Source organism: Streptomyces zaehneri (genome assembly GCF_032248645.1).
In the GTDB taxonomy this organism is placed as follows: domain Bacteria; phylum Actinomycetota; class Actinomycetes; order Streptomycetales; family Streptomycetaceae; genus Streptomyces; species Streptomyces coriariae.
On record NZ_JASTTJ010000027.1, the window covers coordinates 1 to 16,928 of the forward strand.

A 16,928-nucleotide genomic window follows, 5' to 3' on the forward strand; every position below is an offset into this window, starting at 1 on the left:
TTTTCAGCCCGTCCGGCGCTTGAGGACGAGGCCCTTCAGGGGCCGAAGCGGGGGTCCGGGGGCGGCAGCCCCCGGGGACGGGAAGGGAAGGGGCGGCGGGGACGGGAGGGGACGGGGCGGCGGGGGCGAAAACCCCCTGGGCGGTCACCGCCCCACTCCACCCGCCTCACTCCCCTCCGAACCGTCCACTTCCTCGCCCTCCCCCGCCTCCCGCAACTCCGCCCACCGAACCTCCCGAGCCACATCCCCATGCCACACCGGCTCCACGTAGCCCTCGGGGCGCCCGGGGTCCAGTGGGTCGATGAGGTCCAGGGGATCGATGAGGTCCAGGGGGTACATGGGATCCCGGGGGCCCATAGGGCGCATGGGGTCCCCGAGGTCCATAGGGTGCGTGGGGTCCCGCTGGTCCATGGCGTCCAGCGGGCCGCCTGGATCCACCAGCTCGACAGACGCGGGCGCAACCGCAGGCACGGGCGGAGCGGTCGGCATGGCGGGCACAGGCGGCACGGACGGCGCGGCCGACACGGACGACGCGGACGGCGCGGACGGCGCGGACGACACCGGCGCGACAGTCTCGGCAGCGTCGCCATGCGCGAACGTACCGCCGCCGCGCACCACCGGCGAGAAGTCGTACAGCTCGGCCCCCACCACCGAGCCGGCGACAGCAGAACCCGCAGAGCCCATAGAGCCCATAGAGCCCGCAGAGCCACCCTTCCCCGCCCTCGCCGTCCCCCAGCGCAGCCACCCCCGCACCACCAAGGCCACCGGCACCCCCACACCCACGGTCCACAACACCACCGCACCCCCCACCTGCCACCACACCGGCCCGAACCGAGCCAACGCGGAAACCCCCAACGGCCCACCGGCCAAACCCGCGAGCCCTCCCATCAGCACCCCGCACGACACCCCCGCCAGCACCACAGCCCCCGCGGTCCGCCCGCGCGACCACGCGCCGCCGGCCCCCGCCTCCCGCGCCACGCACACCCCCACCATCACTCCGGCGACCACCGGTACCACCCCCACCGCCCAGTTCCACGGCGTCCCGCCCCCCGCCTCCGGCACCGCCGCCAGCAGCGGGAACGGCGGCAGCAGGGGCGCCGGGTCCGAGGACAACGGCGCCACCACATGTCCGGCGCCGAGGACGTACCCCGGCCCGAGGGCGTAGGCCGCCCCCCACACCGCCGCGTTCGGAACCAGCGCCACGCACAGCAACAGCACCGCGAACCGCCCCGACCAACCCTCCGTCAGCTGGAGAAACGCCTCGCGGGCCGCGCCCACGTGCCACACCGAGGACACCGCCACCAGCGCCGCCCCGCCCCCGAGGAGCACCGCCGCCCCGGCCCCCGCCGCGCGCCCGGCGACCCCGAGCCGCTCCCGCCCGGCCGGCTCGAGCAGCAGCAGCCGCACACCGCGGGGCAGCACCAGCAGCGCGCTGTCGACGGGCCCGCGGGGACAGCCGTAGGCCGACCACACCCCCGCCCCGGCTGCCAGCACCGCCACCGCCGGCACGCACGCCGCCGTCCACGCCCACGAGGGCCGCAGCGCGCCACCGGTGGCGGCGTAACAGGCGACGCCCGTCCCTACGGCGAGGTAGCCGAGCACGACACCCGCCCACGCCGTACGGGCTCCCCGACGCGTCGCGCCCTCGTCGTCACGGCCGCCCCCGTCCACCGCGTCCCGCGCGGCGCGCCGCACCAGCCACACCGGCAACGCGAGCAACAGCAGCGGGGTGACGCCGACCGGCGCGGGGATCCCGGACAGTGTGTCGACGCGCACCAGTTCGGCGCCATGGGCCAGCAGCCACAGCGCGGCGGCGACGTGCAGCGCGCCGTCCGGCCCGCTGTCGGGATACGGCGAGCTGATCCACAGCACCATCACGAGCACGGCGAACGAACCGAGCCCGAGCCCGGCCGCGAGCGCACCGCCCAGGAGGCCGGCGGCCAGCCCGGAAGATCGGTCACGCATCCGGCTGAGCAGGGGCGACAACGACAGTCGGCGAGCGGTCATCTGGGTCACGCCCGTCATGCTCCCAACGACACGCGCTTTCCCGTCGTAACAGGCGAAGTCCCGTTGTGTCGCTCAATATACGTTTATGTACATTTTCGTGCGAAGGGTTCCCCTGTGACACAGAGCCCTGCCCCACTCCCCCCGCCCGAGCTGCGCAGACACCTGCGCGAGGCGGCCTCGCTGACACCTGATCAGGTCGCCGAGCGGGTGGGCGTCACCCGGGAGACGGTGCACGCGTGGGAGTCCGGCCGCACGACGCCGCGCGGCCGCAGGCGGGAGGCGTACGCGAAACTGCTGGCATCGCTGACCGAGGCGGACATGGTGACGAACACCCGGGAGGCGGCGCGCCCACCCCAGGTGACGGTGTGCCTGAACAACGACTCCCACCACCCCGAAACCCTGGAAATCCCCGGAGGCGCTGGAGGCACTGGAGGACCTGGAGGCACTGGAGGCACTGGAGGACCTGAAGACCCCGGAGACCCTGGAGCCCCGGAAGCACCCGGAGGCCGGCCCACCGGGACCACCCTGACGCCCGATCAGGCCTTCGACGCCCTCTACGCCTTCTGCGCCCCCGCCCTCGTGCGGCAGGCATACCTGCTCTCCGGCCGCCGCGAGCTCGCCCGTGAATCGGTCGAGCGGGCGTTCCAACTGGCCTGGCAGCGCTGGCCCGAGGTGGCCGTGGACCGGGACCCGGCGGGCTGGGTGCGGGCGACGGCGTACGAGTACGCGCTCTCGCCCTGGCACCGGTTCCGCCCCCGCTACCGCCACCCGGAGCCGCCCCCGTCCGACGCCGCCGACCGCGCGCTGCTGGACGTCCTGCTGACCCTCCCCGCACCCTACCGCCGCACGCTCCTCCTCTACGACGGTGTCGGCCTCGACCTCCCGGAGACGGCGGCGGAGACGGAGGCGAGCACCCCCGCGACCGCGAACCGGTTGCTGCACGCCCGCGAGGCGGTGGCCGCGCGGCTGCCCGAACTGGCGAGCCCCTCGGCACTGCACCAACGGCTGGCGGAGGTGGCGTCCGCCGAACGGCTGTGCGCGGCCGAGCCGACCACCGTGCGGGCGGGCAGCGAACAGCGAGCCCGCTTCTGGACCAGGGCGGCGATCGCGTTCACGGTCGCGATCATCGGCGCGACCGCACTGACCGTACGCACCGCCCCCACCCGCTACGAGCCCGCGGTGCCCCCCGGCGAGACGGTGCAGGGCGTCCCCCCGCGATCGGCCCCCGGCACGCTCTCGGACGCGGAACTGAACCTGCGCGCCAAGCTGAGGTCCGGGATCCTGCACGGCCCGCAACGGCTGATCCCGCTGGCCGAATGAAACCGGCCCGGATCCGCCCGGCGCGGCGCCCACGCCCCGGAAACGCCGGTGGGCCCGCTCCCCACAAGGGGAGCGGGCCCACCGGCACCCGGCCTGGAACTCAGCCGGCCGCGAGGATCTCGCGGGCCAGCTTCGCCGTCTCGGTCGGCGTCTTGCCGACCTTGACGCCGGCGGCCTCGAGGGCCTCCTTCTTCGCCTGGGCGGTGCCGGAGGAGCCGGAGACGATGGCGCCGGCGTGGCCCATGGTCTTGCCCTCGGGCGCGGTGAAGCCCGCGACGTATCCGACGACCGGCTTCTTCACGTTGTCCTTGATGAAGGCCGCGGCCCGCTCCTCGGCGTCGCCGCCGATCTCACCGATCATGACGATCAGGTCGGTGTCGGGGTCGGCCTCGAACGCGGCGAGGGCGTCGATGTGCGTCGTACCGATGATCGGGTCGCCACCGATGCCGACGGCGGACGAGAAGCCGATGTCACGCAGCTCGTACATCATCTGGTAGGTCAGCGTGCCGGACTTCGAGACCAGACCGATACGGCCCGGCTTCGTGATGTCGCCCGGGATGATGCCGGCGTTCGACTGGCCCGGGGTGATGAGACCGGGGCAGTTCGGGCCGATGATCCGGGTCTTGTCGCCCTTGGACACGGCGTACGCGTAGAACGCGGCCGAGTCGTGGACGGCGATGCCCTCGGTGATGACGACGGCCAGCGGGATCTCCGCGTCGATCGCCTCGACGACGGCGGCCTTCGCGAAGGCCGGCGGCACGAAGAGGACGGACACGTTGGCGCCCGTCTTCTCGATCGCCTCGGCGACCGTGCCGAAGACCGGGATCTCGGTACCGTCGAAGTCGACGGACGTGCCCGCCTTGCGGGGGTTCACGCCACCGACGATGTTGGTGCCGTCCGCCAGCATGAGCTTGGTGTGCTTCATGCCCGTGGCACCGGTCATGCCCTGGACGATGACCTTGCTGTCCTTGTTCAGGAAGATAGCCATGGCTGTTCTGTCCCTCTTCCCTTACTTCGCAGCCGCGAGCTCGGCGGCCTTGTCGGCCGCGCCGTCCATGGTGTCCACACGCTGCACCAGCGGGTGGTTGGCGTCGGAGAGGATCTTGCGACCCAGCTCGGCGTTGTTGCCGTCGAGACGCACGACCAGCGGCTTGGTGACTTCCTCACCCCTGTCCGCGAGCAGCTGAAGCGCCTGGACGATGCCGTTGGCGACCTCGTCACAGGCGGTGATGCCACCGAAGACGTTGACGAAGACGGACTTGACGTCCGGGTCGCCGAGGATGATCTCCAGGCCGTTCGCCATGACGGCGGCGGAGGCGCCACCGCCGATGTCGAGGAAGTTGGCGGGCTTGACCCCACCGTGCGCCTCACCGGCGTACGCGACGACGTCCAGGGTGCTCATCACGAGACCCGCGCCGTTGCCGATGATGCCGACCTCGCCGTCGAGCTTGACGTAGTTGAGGTTCTTCGCCTTCGCGGCGGCCTCGAGCGGGTTGGCCGACGCGTGGTCGACGAACTCCTCGTGTCCCGGCTGACGGAACTCGGCGTTCTCGTCCAGCGAGACCTTGCCGTCGAGGGCGATGACGTCGCCGGAGGCGACCTTCGCCAGCGGGTTGACCTCGACGAGGAGGGCGTCCTCCTCGATGAAGGTCTTCCACAGCGTCACGAGGACATGGGCGACCTTGTCGGCGACCTCGGCCGGGAAGTTCGCGGCCTCGACGATCTCACGGGCCTTCTCGGGGGTCACACCCTCGTTGGCGTCGATCGGCGTCTTGGCGACGGCCTCGGGGCGGGTCTCCGCCACCTCCTCGATCTCCATGCCGCCCTCGACGGACGCGATGGAGAGGAAGGTGCGGTTGGCACGGTCGAGGAGGAAGGAGACGTAGTACTCCTCCAGGATCTCCGGGGCCGTCTCGGCGATCATCACCTTGTGGACCGTGTGGCCCTTGATGTCCATGCCGAGGATGTCCGTCGCACGGGCGACGGCCTCGTCCGGGGTGGCGGCGAGCTTCACGCCGCCGGCCTTGCCACGCCCGCCGACCTTCACCTGGGCCTTGACGACGGACTTGCCACCGAGACGCTCGGTGGCTGCGCGGGCCGCCTCAGGCGTGTCGATGACTTCACCGGCCAGCACCGGTACATCGTGCTTGGCGAAGAGGTCCCTCGCCTGGTACTCGAACAGGTCCACGCGCTTCCGTCCCTATCAGTGATCTCGCGGTTCGTTGTCTGCGTGGGCGTGCCGCGAGGGCAACGTGACGTCCGCCGTCTGTCAGTCACAAGGGAGGCGCACACGGTGTCCGAGCGCGCGGCATGTCCGTCTCGCAGGTTATCGCTGCTTGCATGAGGCCCCTAAATCGAGGGTCACACCTGAGCGGTGATACCTGTCACATGATGCCGGGATCACTGGCACCCGGTGCCGGGTGTGAGGAGATCGGGCGGAGACGGGAGCGGAGACGGGAAGGGCCTCACCGGGTTGGGGTTGACCCGGTGAGGCCCCCTGAACAGCCCCTCAGGGGCTCAGGTCGGTCGATCCTCACCCCAATGAGGACCACTCGACCCCAACCGTGAGGTTTCGGTCGGACGAACCGGTGGCTTTCGGCCGTCCGGGGGCCTGCCGCCTCACGGAGTCAACCGGTCAGACGCGTGACGCGCTGCCGTGGACCGTGGTTCGCGCAATCTGCGCAGAGCCCCGAACGCCGGAAGGCCTGGGTGAACCGGTGGATCGGGTGATCCGGTGGACCGGGTGATCCCGTGGACCGGGCGATCCCGTGGACCAGGTGATCCCGTGGACCGGGCGATCCCGTGGACCAGGTGATCCCGTGGACCAGGTGATCCCGTGGACCGGGCGATCCGGGTGAACCGGTGATCCGGGTGAACCGGTGATCCGGGTGATCCAGCGAACCGGGGCTCGGGGAGGAAGGGCGCCTGGCCCTAGCCGGGGAAGACCGGGATGTTCCGGTGCCCGTCCCGGGTACCGGCCGCCTCGGAGCGCGCGGCGCTGCCGGGCACCAGCCGCAGCGGGATCCGGTGACTCAGGGTGACGGCATGTGTGTCGCCGTGCCGGGACGCACCGCCGTCGAGCGCCGACGCACCGCAGCTCAGCACCCCGTCACGGTCATCGGCGGGCCCGCGGCGCACCGGCCCGGGAGCGTACGCAGGAGCCTGACCGGTGCGGGCGGACGCGACGCCGTGACCGGCGTCGACCGAACCCCCGCCGTCGGTGCTCACCGGGCCGTACGACGCCGTCTCCGCATCCACCGCCACATCCGCCGCCGTGTCCGCCGCCGTCACCTTCGCGGTCACCGGCACCGGCACCGCGCCGACAGCCTTCCGATCACCGAGCCCGAGCCCGTGTCCGTCCGGTGACGGGGTGCCCCTGGAGCCCTGTCCGGGCACCTCCACGACCGGCACCGGAAGCGTCCGCACCGGAACCGACGGAAGGGCCGGAAGGTCGGAGAGGGCGGGGAGTGCGGGGAGTGCGGGCAGGTCGGGTAGGTCGGGCAGGTCAGGAAGTGCTGGGAGGGTGGGAAGACTCGGGAGGTAGGTCGGGCCGGAGACGTCAGGGAGCTTGGGAAGATCTGCAAGCACGGGGAGCTTGGGGAGCTTGGCGAGCTCGGAAGGGTCAGGGAGCTCGGGACGGGCAGGCGCGATCGGCAGCCGCGGCGACGACGAGACGGGCGGCGGCGACACCTGCGCCGAGAGCCGCCCACGCTGTTCACCCACGGCCGCCACCACGACATCACCGCCCGCCGGAACCGAACTCAGGCCCACGACCTGGTCGGTCACCCCGGCCGGCACGGACGGGACCTGCGGCAGGGCCGGTGCGGAAAGCGCCGGCACGGACGGGACCGGTGGCAGGGCCGGTGCGGAAAGCGCCGGCACGGACGGGACCTGCGGCAGGGCCGGTGCGGAAAGCGCCGGCGCCGACAGGGCCGGTGCGGACGGGCCCCCCGCCGCGTGTGCCTGTTCCCCGCAGAGAAACCCGAGCGCGAACAACCCGCCCACCAGGAGCGCCAGTTGCACCACGCGCCGCCCGGCCGCGCCGCGCACGACGCGCAGGATCCGCAGAGCGGCACCAGGCAGGGCGGTGGGCCAGGTCAAGGGGGGAGGTTCCTCCCGTGCGGCGACTACGTGCCCCGATCCTTGCATGTGCGTCCCGCATCGCGTCAGGCGGTGTCCGGCACGGGCAGCGGGCGCTTCTCGATCGCCGCCGCCATGACGTCCGGGAACAGATCGGGCGTGCAGGCGAACGCCGGTGCGCCCAGCGCCGCGAGTGCCGCCGCGTGCTCCCGGTCGTAGGCGGGCGCCCCCTCGTCCGACAGCGCGAGCAGCGCGACGAACTGCACGCCGGACGCCTTCATCGCCGCGACGCGCTTGAGCATCTCCTCCCGTATGCCTCCCTCGTACAGGTCACTGATGAGCACCACCACCGTCTCGGCGGGCCGCGTGATCTGCGCCTGGCAGTACGCGAGCGCCCGGTTGATGTCCGTTCCGCCGCCGAGCCTGGTGCCGAACAGGACGTCCACCGGGTCGTCGAGCAGGTCGGTGAGATCGGCGACCGCGGTGTCGAAGACGACGAGCCGGGTGCTGATCGACCGCATCGACGCCAGTACCGCCCCGAAGACCGACGCGTACACGACCGACGACGCCATCGAACCCGACTGGTCGATGCAGAGGATCACCTCCTTCTTCACGGACCGCGACGCCCGCCCGTAGCCGACGAGCCGTTCCGGCACGACCGTGCCGTACTCGGGCAGGTAGTGCTTGAGGTTGACGGCGATCGTGCGGTTCCAGTCGATGTCGTGATGGCGCGGGCGGCTGACGCGCGTGCCTCGGTCGAGGGCGCCGGTGAGCGTGGCCCGGGTGCGGGTGGCGAGCCGCTTCTCCAGGTCATCGACGACCTTGCGGACCACGGCCCGTGCCGTCTCCTTCGTCGTCTCCGGCATCGCCCTGTTCAGCGAGAGCAGCGTGCCCACGAGGTGCACGTCGGCCTCGACCGCCTCCAGCATCTCCGGTTCCAGCAGCAGCGCGGACAGCCCCAGCCGGTCGATGGCGTCGCGCTGCATGACCTGGACGACGGAGGAGGGGAAGTACGTGCGGATGTCCCCGAGCCAGCGGGCCACCGACGGCGCCGAGGCCCCGAGCCCCGCCGAGCGGTCCCGGCCCGTCCGCGCCCCGTTCTCCTTTCCGTAGAGCGCGGTGAGCGCCCCGTCCATCTCGGCGTCCCGCCCGGAGAGCCCGTGGCCGGTGCCGTCCGCCGTGTCGCCCCCGAGCACCAGCCGCCAGCGCCGCAGCCGCTCCTGTCCGGCCTCGGTCGTCGCCGCGTCGGTCGTCGTCATGTGCCCACCCGCGCGAGTTCGTCGTCGTCGGCCGGGCCAGGTTCCGGCCCCGGCCCCAGCCCCAGCAGCAGCCGCACCACCGGCAGGACGGCGTCCGCGCGTCCCTCGTCGAGTCCGGCCGCGAACCCGGTCGTCCCGGAGTCGGTTCCCGGCCCGCCGCCCCGCTGCCCCGGGCCGCGTCGGACCAGGTCGCCGAGCGTTCTGCGCACCCCGGGTTCGTACGCCGAGAACGTCCGCCGCAGCAACGGCAGTACGTCCTTGAACGCGTCCGCCGGCACCGCCGTGAGCCATCCGTCGACCAGCGCGAGCAGCCGTTCGTCGTGCACGAGGAGCAGCCCGCCCCCGGCGCCGCCTCCGACGAACCCCTCGATCCAGGCGGCCGCGTCCGACGGCGGTGTCCCCGGTGACAGGGCGAGCCCCATCAGCCGCGCGGCCTCGTCCTGGTCCAACTCGCCCTCGTCCAGAAGCAGCCGCACGGCCCGTCCCCGGATCACCCCGGGCACGGTGTCCCGCCCGGAGAGCGCCCGCAGCACCCCCCGCCAGCGCTCCCGCAGACCCCCGCGGCCCGCCCGGGACCCGCCGCCGAGGCCCCGGTCGACCCCCGTGGAGGCCCCCGGGCGCCCCTCGCCCCCGTCCGTCCGCACGGCTCCGGAGCGGCCCTCCGCTGCCCCGGCCGCCGTCCCGGCCTCCGTCCCGGTCAGTGCGTCGGTGGCGTCGGCCCGCGCGTCGGTCAGAGACCCGGTCGGTGCGTCTGCCGATGCCCCGGTCGGCGCGTCGGCCCGTCCCGGGGTCGTCGACGTCTCCTCCAGCATCCCCACCGCTCGGTGCACCGCGTCCACATGGCGCCGCATCTCGTCCGCCGCGTCCGCGTCCAGTGAGGCGCAGGCCGGGGGGAGGCCGACGAAGACCCGTTCGGCGAGGCCGGCGGCCACCTCCGCCAGCGCTCGGGTGTCGGTGCCCCGTACGTCGCCGTAGCGCAGCGAACGCACCAGCGCGGGCAGGGCCTGGGCGAGATGGCCGACGTCCGTGTCGAGTGCCGCCCGGTCGGCGAGGACCCGCATCACCGTCGGGAGCGCGTCCGGCAACCCGGCCAGGAGGCAGCGCTCGGCGAGCCCGGTCACCTCTGCGAGGCCCCGCGCGGCGACGGCGTCCGCTTCCGCCTTGGCGGTGGCCGCGGCGAGGACGGTCGTCCCCCACACCCCGGCCTCGGCGGTCCGCACCGACAGCTCCGGCTCCCACCGCAGCCGCCACGCCTCCCGGAACGTCCCCGTACCGCCCGGCGAGGCGGCCGGATCGCCCCACTCGATACGCAGCAGCCGCAGCCGGTGCAGGAGCCTGCTGCGCTCGGCGTCGTTGTCCTTGCGCAGATCGAGCGCCAACTCGCGTGCTCCCGCCTCCGGTTTGAGCCGCAGCCGGCGCTGAAGCCGGTCGAGGTCACGCTGCAACGGCACGGCGGGCGCACCCGCCGGCACCTCGCCCAGGACGTCCCCGACCACCAGCCGGTCGCGCACCAGCGCCAGCGGAACGTCCGAGCCTTCGCACAGCACCGCGCGCACGGCGTCGGACGTCTCACTCAGGCCGGGCAGCGGCCGGCCGCGCAGGGCGGCGAGCGTCTCGGCCAGCCGGACGGCCTCGATGACATGCGCCGAGGACACCATCCGGTCCTCCGCACGGAGCAGGACCGCCACCTTCGTCAGCCAGCGCTCGACCGGCCGGTCCGGCGCACCGAACAGGTGGGCGTACCAGCCCGGCGAGTCGATACCCGCCCCGTACCCCCCGGCACGGGCCAGTCTGCGGTGGGTCCACGGCACCCAGGTCAGGTCGGCCTTGACCTTGGGCAACCCCTTGAGCAGCGCCCGGTCGGCGGTGACGGCGACCTTCCGGCGCAGCGCGGGCACATGCCATGCCCCGCACACCACGGCCACCCCGTCCGGCCCGAACTCCCTTTGTGCCGCTCGCACTTGGATGCGCATGTACGCCTCCCGCACGAGATCCCGTCCGCTCCCGTGCTCTCCCGCCTCGGTTGCGCACGTCTCCCTCAGCGCCCCCATGGCCTCCTCGATGGCGGCGAACGGCGCGAACGGGTCCTTCGCACCCGTCGGCCGGTGCTCGACGACGTCCTCCCACCACCGCTCCGGGTCGTCGTATCCGGCGACCGCGGCGAGCCGCCCGAGCGGGTCCCCCCGTACCCCCTCCCAGGCACCGGGCACATCGCCGTCCCCACTCGCGCCCCCGTTCCCGTTGCCGTCCCCACTCGCGCCCCCGTTCCCGTCGCCGTCCCTGCTCTCGCCCCCGTCGCCGTCCCCACTCGCGCCCCCGTTCCGTTCTTCGGGTCGCGGCCCCTTCTCCGGCCCCTCCTGATCGCCCTCCTCGTGCCCCTCCTTCTCCCAGGCCAGGGTGTGGGTGGCCGGGAGGTCGATGAAGCGGGCGGGGACGCCGTGCTCCAGGGCCCAGCGGAGGGCCACCCATTCCGGGGAGAACTCGGCCAGCGGCCAGAAGACCGAGCGGCCGGGTTCGTCGACGGCGTGCGCGAGCAGCGCGACCGGCGGCCGCATGTCCTCGTCGGCGGCGAGCGGGATCAGCGAGTCGGCCTCGGGCGGCCCCTCGACCAGTACGGTCCGGGGCCGGGCGGCGTCCAGCGCCGCCCGTACCGCCCGCGCCGACCCCGGCCCGTGGTGGCGCACCCCGAGCAGCAACGGCCGGCCCGCCTCCGGGCCCTGGCCGCCGCCCTCCGCGACGCCCGTCATCCCCTGCCCTCACGCCTGCGGGGCCACCTCGTGTCGTCGTCCACAGCCACCCTCCACGCTCCGCGGGCCCACGCCCGAATCTCCTCGTTCCCCTCGCTTGCGTCGCTCCCGTTCACGCGCTCACCTCCCGGCAGGCCCGGTAGAAGTCCGTCCAGCCGGCCCGTTCCCGGACGACCGCCTCCAGGTACTCCTGCCAGACGACCCGGTCGGCCGCCGGATCGCGGACGACGGCGCCGAGGACGCCCGAGGCCACGTCCCCCGCCCGCAGCACGCCGTCGCCGAAGTGCGCGGCCAGCGCGAGACCGCCGGTGACGACGGAGATGGCCTCGGCGGTGGACAGCGTGCCGCTCGGCGACTTCACCTTCGTACGTCCGTCGGAGGTGACGCCCGCGCGCAGTTCGCGGAAGACCGTCACCACCCGGCGGATCTCGTCGATGCCGTCGGGAGCGGCCGGCAGGTCGAGGGAGCGGCCGATCTGGTCGACGCGCCGGGCCACGATGTCCACCTCGGCCTCGACGCTCTCGGGCAACGGCAGCACCACCGTGTTGAAGCGGCGGCGCAGGGCACTGGACAGCTCGTTGACCCCGCGGTCGCGGTCGTTGGCCGTGGCGATGAGGCTGAACCCGCGAACCGCCTGCACCTCCTGCCCCAACTCCGGTATCGGCAGTGTCTTCTCGGACAGGATCGTGATGAGGGTGTCCTGCACATCGGCCGGGATCCGGGTCAGCTCCTCCACCCGCACCGTCGCCCCCTCCGCCATGGCCCGCATGACGGGGCTGGGAACCAGCGCGTCCCGGCTCGGCCCGTGCGCGAGCAGCTGCGCGTAGTTCCAGCCGTAGCGGATCGCTTCCTCCGGCGTGCCCGCGGTGCCCTGCACCAGCAGCGTCGAGTCACCGCTGACCGCCGCCGCCAGGTGTTCGGAGACCCAGGTCTTGGCGGTGCCAGGGACGCCGAGCAGCAGCAGGGCGCGGTCGGTGGCGAGGGTGGACACCGCGACCTCGACGAGGCGGCGCGGGCCCACGTACTTCGGCGAGATCACTGTGCCGTCCGGCAGGACGCCGCCGAGGAGATAGGTGGCGACGGCCCACGGCGACAGCTTCCAGCGGGCCGGACGCGGGCGGTCGTCCTGTGCGGCCAGCGTGGTGAGTTCGTCGGCGAAGGCGTCCTCGGCGTGCGGACGCAATGCTTGCGCCGGCTCGGTCCCACTCGGTTGCGCGGACGTCGGATCTGTCGTGGGATCTACGGACACGGACATGGCTGAGGCCCCCTCCAGCTCGGCCGGTTCGGCATCTGGTGTCCACCGTGCACCACACCACTGACAATGCGATCCGACCTGCGAAAACACCCTCCCGGTCACCCGCGAAGGACGGCCGGCCGGCGGTCGGCGGACGCTCGCCGGACCGATTGTCAGTGGTGGGATCTACCTTCGATGACATGACTCAGCAGGGGGTGCGCTGGACGGCGGACCAGGTGCTGGCACTGGCGCCTGACTCCACGTCACGCAAAGCGGGAAGCAAACTCGGCACGGCCGATCCGTGGTCGGGCACGGGCAGTTCGCGGGAGGGCGCGGTATGGGGCTTGTGCGAGGGCAGCGGCGGCACGCCGTACCGGACGGTCGTCGACACCGCGGACGGGACCGGTCCGGCGTACAGGTGCAGCTGTCCGAGCCGGAAGTTCCCGTGCAAGCACGCGCTCGGGCTGCTGCTGCTCTGGTCGGGCGGCGAGGAGGCGACGCCGGCGGGGCGGGCACCGGACTGGGCCGAGCAGTGGATCGCGGGACACAGGCGTACACAGGAGAAACGGGAGGCCGGCCCCACCGGTTCCGGGTCCGCTCCAGCCGATCCCGAGGGAGCGCGCCGCAGGGCCGAGCGACGCGCCGCGCGGATCACCGCGGGGGCGACGGAACTGGAGGAGCGGCTCGCCGATCTGCTGCGCTCGGGCCTGGCCACCGCCGAGCAGTCGGGGTACGCGCTGTGGGAGGAGACGGCGGCCCGCATGGTCGACGCGCAGGCACCCGGACTGGCCTCTCGCGTGAGGGAGTTGGGGGCGGTCCCGGGGTCCGGGCCGGACTGGCCGGTGCGGTTGCTTGAGGAGTGCGCGCTGCTCCATCTCCTCGACCAGGGCTGGTTGCACCGTGAGCGACTGCCGGAGGCCCTGGCGGCGACGGTCCGCGCCCGCGTGGGTCTGCCGACCGCCCCGGCGGGTCCGCCGGTCCGCGACCACTGGCTGGTGCTCGCCCAGTACGACACGCCGGACCCGAAACTGACGACCCGCCGTATCTGGCTGTACGGCACCGTCTCGGGCCGCACGGCTCTCCTCCTGTCCTACGGCGCCGCGGGCCGCGCACCGGAGCTCACGCTGCCCGTCGGCCTCGCGCTGGACGCCGAGGTGTCGGCGCACCCGGGGGCGGCGGGACGACAACGGGTCTCTCTCGGCGAGCAGTTCGCCCCACCCGTCCTCACCGGGACCCGTCCCCCTGGCATGACGACGACCGAGGCGACCGCCCGCTACGGCGAGACCCTGCGCCACGACCCCTGGCAGGACTCCGTCCCGGTGACGCTGGACAACGTCATACCGACCCCGGACGGCGACTCCTGGCAACTGGCGGACACCGAGGGCGACACGGCGCTGCCGCTCACCCCCGCGGCGATCTCACGCCCCGGCCTGTGGCGCCTGGTCGCGCTCTCGGGCGGTACCCCCGTCAAGGTCTTCGGCGAGTGCGGCCATCGTGGTTTCACCCCGCTGACGGCCTGGCCGACGGCCCCGGGAGAGGCGGTACGCCTGTGCTGATCCATCGCCCCGCAACAGCGACAACAGCCGCGCCGGGCGCACCAGGCGCACCAGGCGCACCAGGCGCAAAACGGCAACAGCCACGGAAGGGAGTCTCGTGAACGCCATCCCGCCCCTCCCCCCACCGCCCGCCTGGGAGGACCTGGTCACCGCCGCCCTGCTCGGCACGGATCGCCGTACACCTCCGGGCGCGGCCCCCGGCCGGACCGCGCCGGCCGCGCTCCTGGACGCGGCGGCCGCGGAGACCGTACGCCGACGGGCCGGCCTGCGCCCGGGCCGGGCGGCCGCTCGGCCGGCGCCGGCGGCCGAGGATCCCCGTCCGGCACTGCCCGTCGCGGCGGCCCGCCGGCTCGCCTTCCTGCTGGCCGACCGCCCCGGCACCGGCGCCGGCGGCCGCAGAGGCACCGCACCGGATCTCATGGAGCTGCTGCCCCAGTGGCTGACCGCGGTGAACGCCCGAGGGTTCGCCGCGCCCGCCGAGTCCCTGCCCGCGCTGCTCGACGCGGCGCGCGGACGTACGGACCTGCGCCCGGCGGCGCTGGAGTTCGCCGGACCGCGCGCCCTGTGGCTGGCCCGGCTGAACCCCGACTGGCGGTTCGCACTGCGCGCGACACCGGGCGGCGGCACCTCGCTGCCGGGCCCCGCGGAGACCGAACGCGCCGAAAGGCTCTGGCGGGAAGGCCTGTTCGCCGAGCGGGTGGCCCTCCTGGCGTCGATCCGCTTCCGCGACCCCGACGCGGCCCGCGAACTGCTGGCCGCGTCCTGGTCGACGGAGCGTGCCGAGGACCGGCTGATGTTCCTCGACTCGCTGCGCACCGGCCTCGGCCCACGGGACGAACCCTTCCTGGAACAGGCCCTGACCGACCGGTCCCGCAACGTGCGGGCCACCGCCGCGGAACTGCTCTCGGCGCTGCCGGGTTCGGCTCTCGCCGCGCGGATGGCGGTCCGGGCCGGCGCGTGCGTGGCCGTCGACCACACCCTGGACACCCCGACGCTCCTCGTGGAGGCCCCGCACGAGTGCGACGCCGCCATGGAACGCGACGGTGTGTCGGCGAAGGCGCCGCCCGGCCGGGGTGAGCGGTCCTGGTGGTTCGGCCAACTCGTGGAGGCGGCCCCGCTCGCCACCTGGCGGACGCGCCTGGGCGGCCGTACGCCGGAGCAGATCGTGGCGTTGCCGGTGGCCGACGACTGGCTGGGCGAACTGCACGCCGCCTGGTGCCGGGCCGCCGTCCGGCAGCGCGACGCCGGCTGGTCGCGGGCGCTGCTCGGGGTGCCGTCGGCGCCGGGCGCGGGCGGGCCTGGCGCGGTCTCCCTCGCCGAACGGGCCAAACTGCTGGGCACGCTTCCGGTGACCGAACGGGCCGAGTGGGTCGCCGGTTTCATCGCCGCCCACGGCCTGTCGGAGGCGTTCCAACTGCTCGGCGTGTGCCCCGTGCCGTGGGCAACGCCGCTCGGCCGTGCCGTCGTGGACGCGCTCAACATCGCACGGGACGCGGGCAGTTACCCCTGGAGCTTCAGCGGCGTCATGGGCCTGGCCGAACGCTGTCTCGACCCGGAGGAGGCAACCCGCCTGGACGCCCTTTTGGCAGTACCGGACGAACCGGAGGACGCCTCCCCGGGCGCCGGCGGCTACTGGGCGGAGGCATTCCAACGGCTGTGCAGGACGCTGCGCCTGCGGGCGGTGATGGCAGCGGAACTCAACCCCTAGAAGCGGCACCCGACGCCCACCGGCCGGCCACCCATCCCGCCCGGCACCTCAGGAAACGCCGGTCCATCCCATCCAGCCCGCTCAGCACCTCAGACGCGCCGACCCACCCCATCCAGCCCGCCCGGCACCCCAGGAACCCCGGTCCACATCGACCAGCCCGCCCCGGAGACCCGGAACCCCGGTCCACATCGACCGGCCCGTCCGGCGATTGAGGACGAGGCCCGTTCAGGGCCGACCGGGGGTCTGGGGCAGCGCCCCCAGGGAAGGCCGACCCGAAGCCACCCGCGAAACAACCGCTCAGGCGCCGGCAGGCTGCCGCACGTTCGCCCGGACCCAGTCGACGATCGAAGCGGTGGTCGCCCCCGGCGTGAAGATCTCCGCGACCCCCTTCTCCTTCAACGGCGCGATGTCCGCCTCCGGGATGATGCCCCCGCCGAACACCAGGATGTCCGCCGCGTCCCGCTCCTTCAGCAGCTCGATCACCGCGGCGAAGAGCGTGTTGTGGGCCCCGGACAGGATGGACAGACCGATCGCGTCGGCGTCCTCCTGGATCGCCGTGCCGACGATCTGCTCGGGCGTCTGGTGGAGCCCGGTGTAGATGACCTCCATACCGGCGTCACGCAACGCCCGCGCGATCACCTTGGCCCCGCGATCGTGGCCGTCGAGCCCCGGCTTGGCCACCACCACGCGGATCGGACCGGCTGCCACACCCATCACTGCCTCCATGAAGCGACTACGTCCATCCTCAACGGCACGGACACCCCGTGCCACACCGCCCGGGGAAGTGAACGAACGTTATCGTCAGCATCCCGCAACCGGCAGTTTCACGGTGTGGACCGAGGGGGAAATCACACGAAGGGACACTTTCACCGCGCACCGATCCCCCGCACCACGGGGGAACAGTCGCACCGGGAGCCGCAAAGAGGTCGCCGTACCGTCACGCCACAGGCCGCTGGCGTGGCGGTACGGCGCATCGGAAGGCACGATGGGCACGTAGGACAGGTAAGGCACGACAGC

11 protein-coding genes are annotated in these 16,928 nt (G+C 73.4%); 3 read left to right on the plus strand and 8 right to left on the minus strand.

Going from position 1 to position 16,928, the window contains the following annotated elements; translation table 11 throughout:
* Positions 1-144: 144 nt before the first annotated feature.
* A complete protein-coding gene (locus QQM72_RS33855; protein ID WP_314224657.1) occupies positions 145-2,025 on the minus strand; it encodes a cell division protein PerM in 1,881 nt (626 codons plus the stop codon).
* A 96-nt stretch (positions 2,026-2,121) separates the two neighbouring features.
* Between QQM72_RS33855 and QQM72_RS33860 the strand changes: the two genes are divergently transcribed.
* Positions 2,122-3,327 carry a helix-turn-helix domain-containing protein gene (locus tag QQM72_RS33860; RefSeq protein WP_314224658.1) on the plus strand — a complete coding sequence of 402 codons (1,206 nt, stop codon included), beginning with the start codon at positions 2,122-2,124 and terminating at the stop codon, positions 3,325-3,327.
* Positions 3,328-3,427: 100 nt separating this feature from the next.
* Here QQM72_RS33860 and sucD read toward each other — a convergent pair whose 3' ends face one another.
* From sucD to QQM72_RS33890, 6 genes are all read right to left on the minus strand, one after another.
* Positions 3,428-4,315: a succinate--CoA ligase subunit alpha gene (gene sucD, locus QQM72_RS33865; RefSeq protein WP_314224659.1), complete on the minus strand. Its 888-nt coding sequence runs from the start codon at positions 4,313-4,315 to the stop codon at positions 3,428-3,430.
* Between the two features lie 21 nt (positions 4,316-4,336).
* Positions 4,337-5,515: an ADP-forming succinate--CoA ligase subunit beta gene (sucC, locus tag QQM72_RS33870; RefSeq protein ID WP_314224660.1), complete on the minus strand. Its 1,179-nt coding sequence runs from the start codon at positions 5,513-5,515 to the stop codon at positions 4,337-4,339.
* A gap of 743 nt (positions 5,516-6,258) precedes the next feature.
* Complete coding sequence (locus QQM72_RS33875) at positions 6,259-7,428, minus strand: hypothetical protein (RefSeq protein ID WP_314224661.1); 1,170 nt, start codon at positions 7,426-7,428, stop codon at positions 6,259-6,261.
* 65 nt (positions 7,429-7,493) lie between these two features.
* On the minus strand, positions 7,494-8,666 hold the full coding sequence (locus tag QQM72_RS33880; protein ID WP_314224662.1) for a VWA domain-containing protein: 1,173 nt from the start codon (positions 8,664-8,666) through the stop codon (positions 7,494-7,496).
* A complete protein-coding gene (locus tag QQM72_RS33885) occupies positions 8,663-11,413 on the minus strand; it encodes a DUF5682 family protein (RefSeq protein ID WP_314224663.1) in 2,751 nt (916 codons plus the stop codon). Before QQM72_RS33885 ends, QQM72_RS33880 begins: the two co-directional genes overlap by 4 nt.
* Before the next feature lie 112 nt (positions 11,414-11,525).
* On the minus strand, positions 11,526-12,668 hold the full coding sequence (locus QQM72_RS33890; RefSeq protein WP_314224664.1) for an ATP-binding protein: 1,143 nt from the start codon (positions 12,666-12,668) through the stop codon (positions 11,526-11,528).
* Positions 12,669-12,847: 179 nt separating this feature from the next.
* Between QQM72_RS33890 and QQM72_RS33895 the strand changes: the two genes are divergently transcribed.
* Positions 12,848-14,203 (plus strand): SWIM zinc finger family protein, encoded by a 1,356-nt coding sequence (locus QQM72_RS33895; protein ID WP_314224665.1) that lies wholly within the window; start codon positions 12,848-12,850, stop codon positions 14,201-14,203.
* 97 nt (positions 14,204-14,300) lie between these two features.
* Positions 14,301-15,911 carry a DUF5691 domain-containing protein gene (locus tag QQM72_RS33900; RefSeq protein ID WP_314224666.1) on the plus strand — a complete coding sequence of 537 codons (1,611 nt, stop codon included), beginning with the start codon at positions 14,301-14,303 and terminating at the stop codon, positions 15,909-15,911.
* Positions 15,912-16,208: 297 nt separating this feature from the next.
* Here the strand turns inward: QQM72_RS33900 and QQM72_RS33905 are convergent, their stop codons facing one another.
* Positions 16,209-16,625, minus strand: a complete 417-nt coding sequence (locus QQM72_RS33905) for a cobalamin B12-binding domain-containing protein (RefSeq protein WP_020132112.1) — start codon at positions 16,623-16,625, stop codon at positions 16,209-16,211.
* Positions 16,626-16,928: the final 303 nt, after the last annotated feature.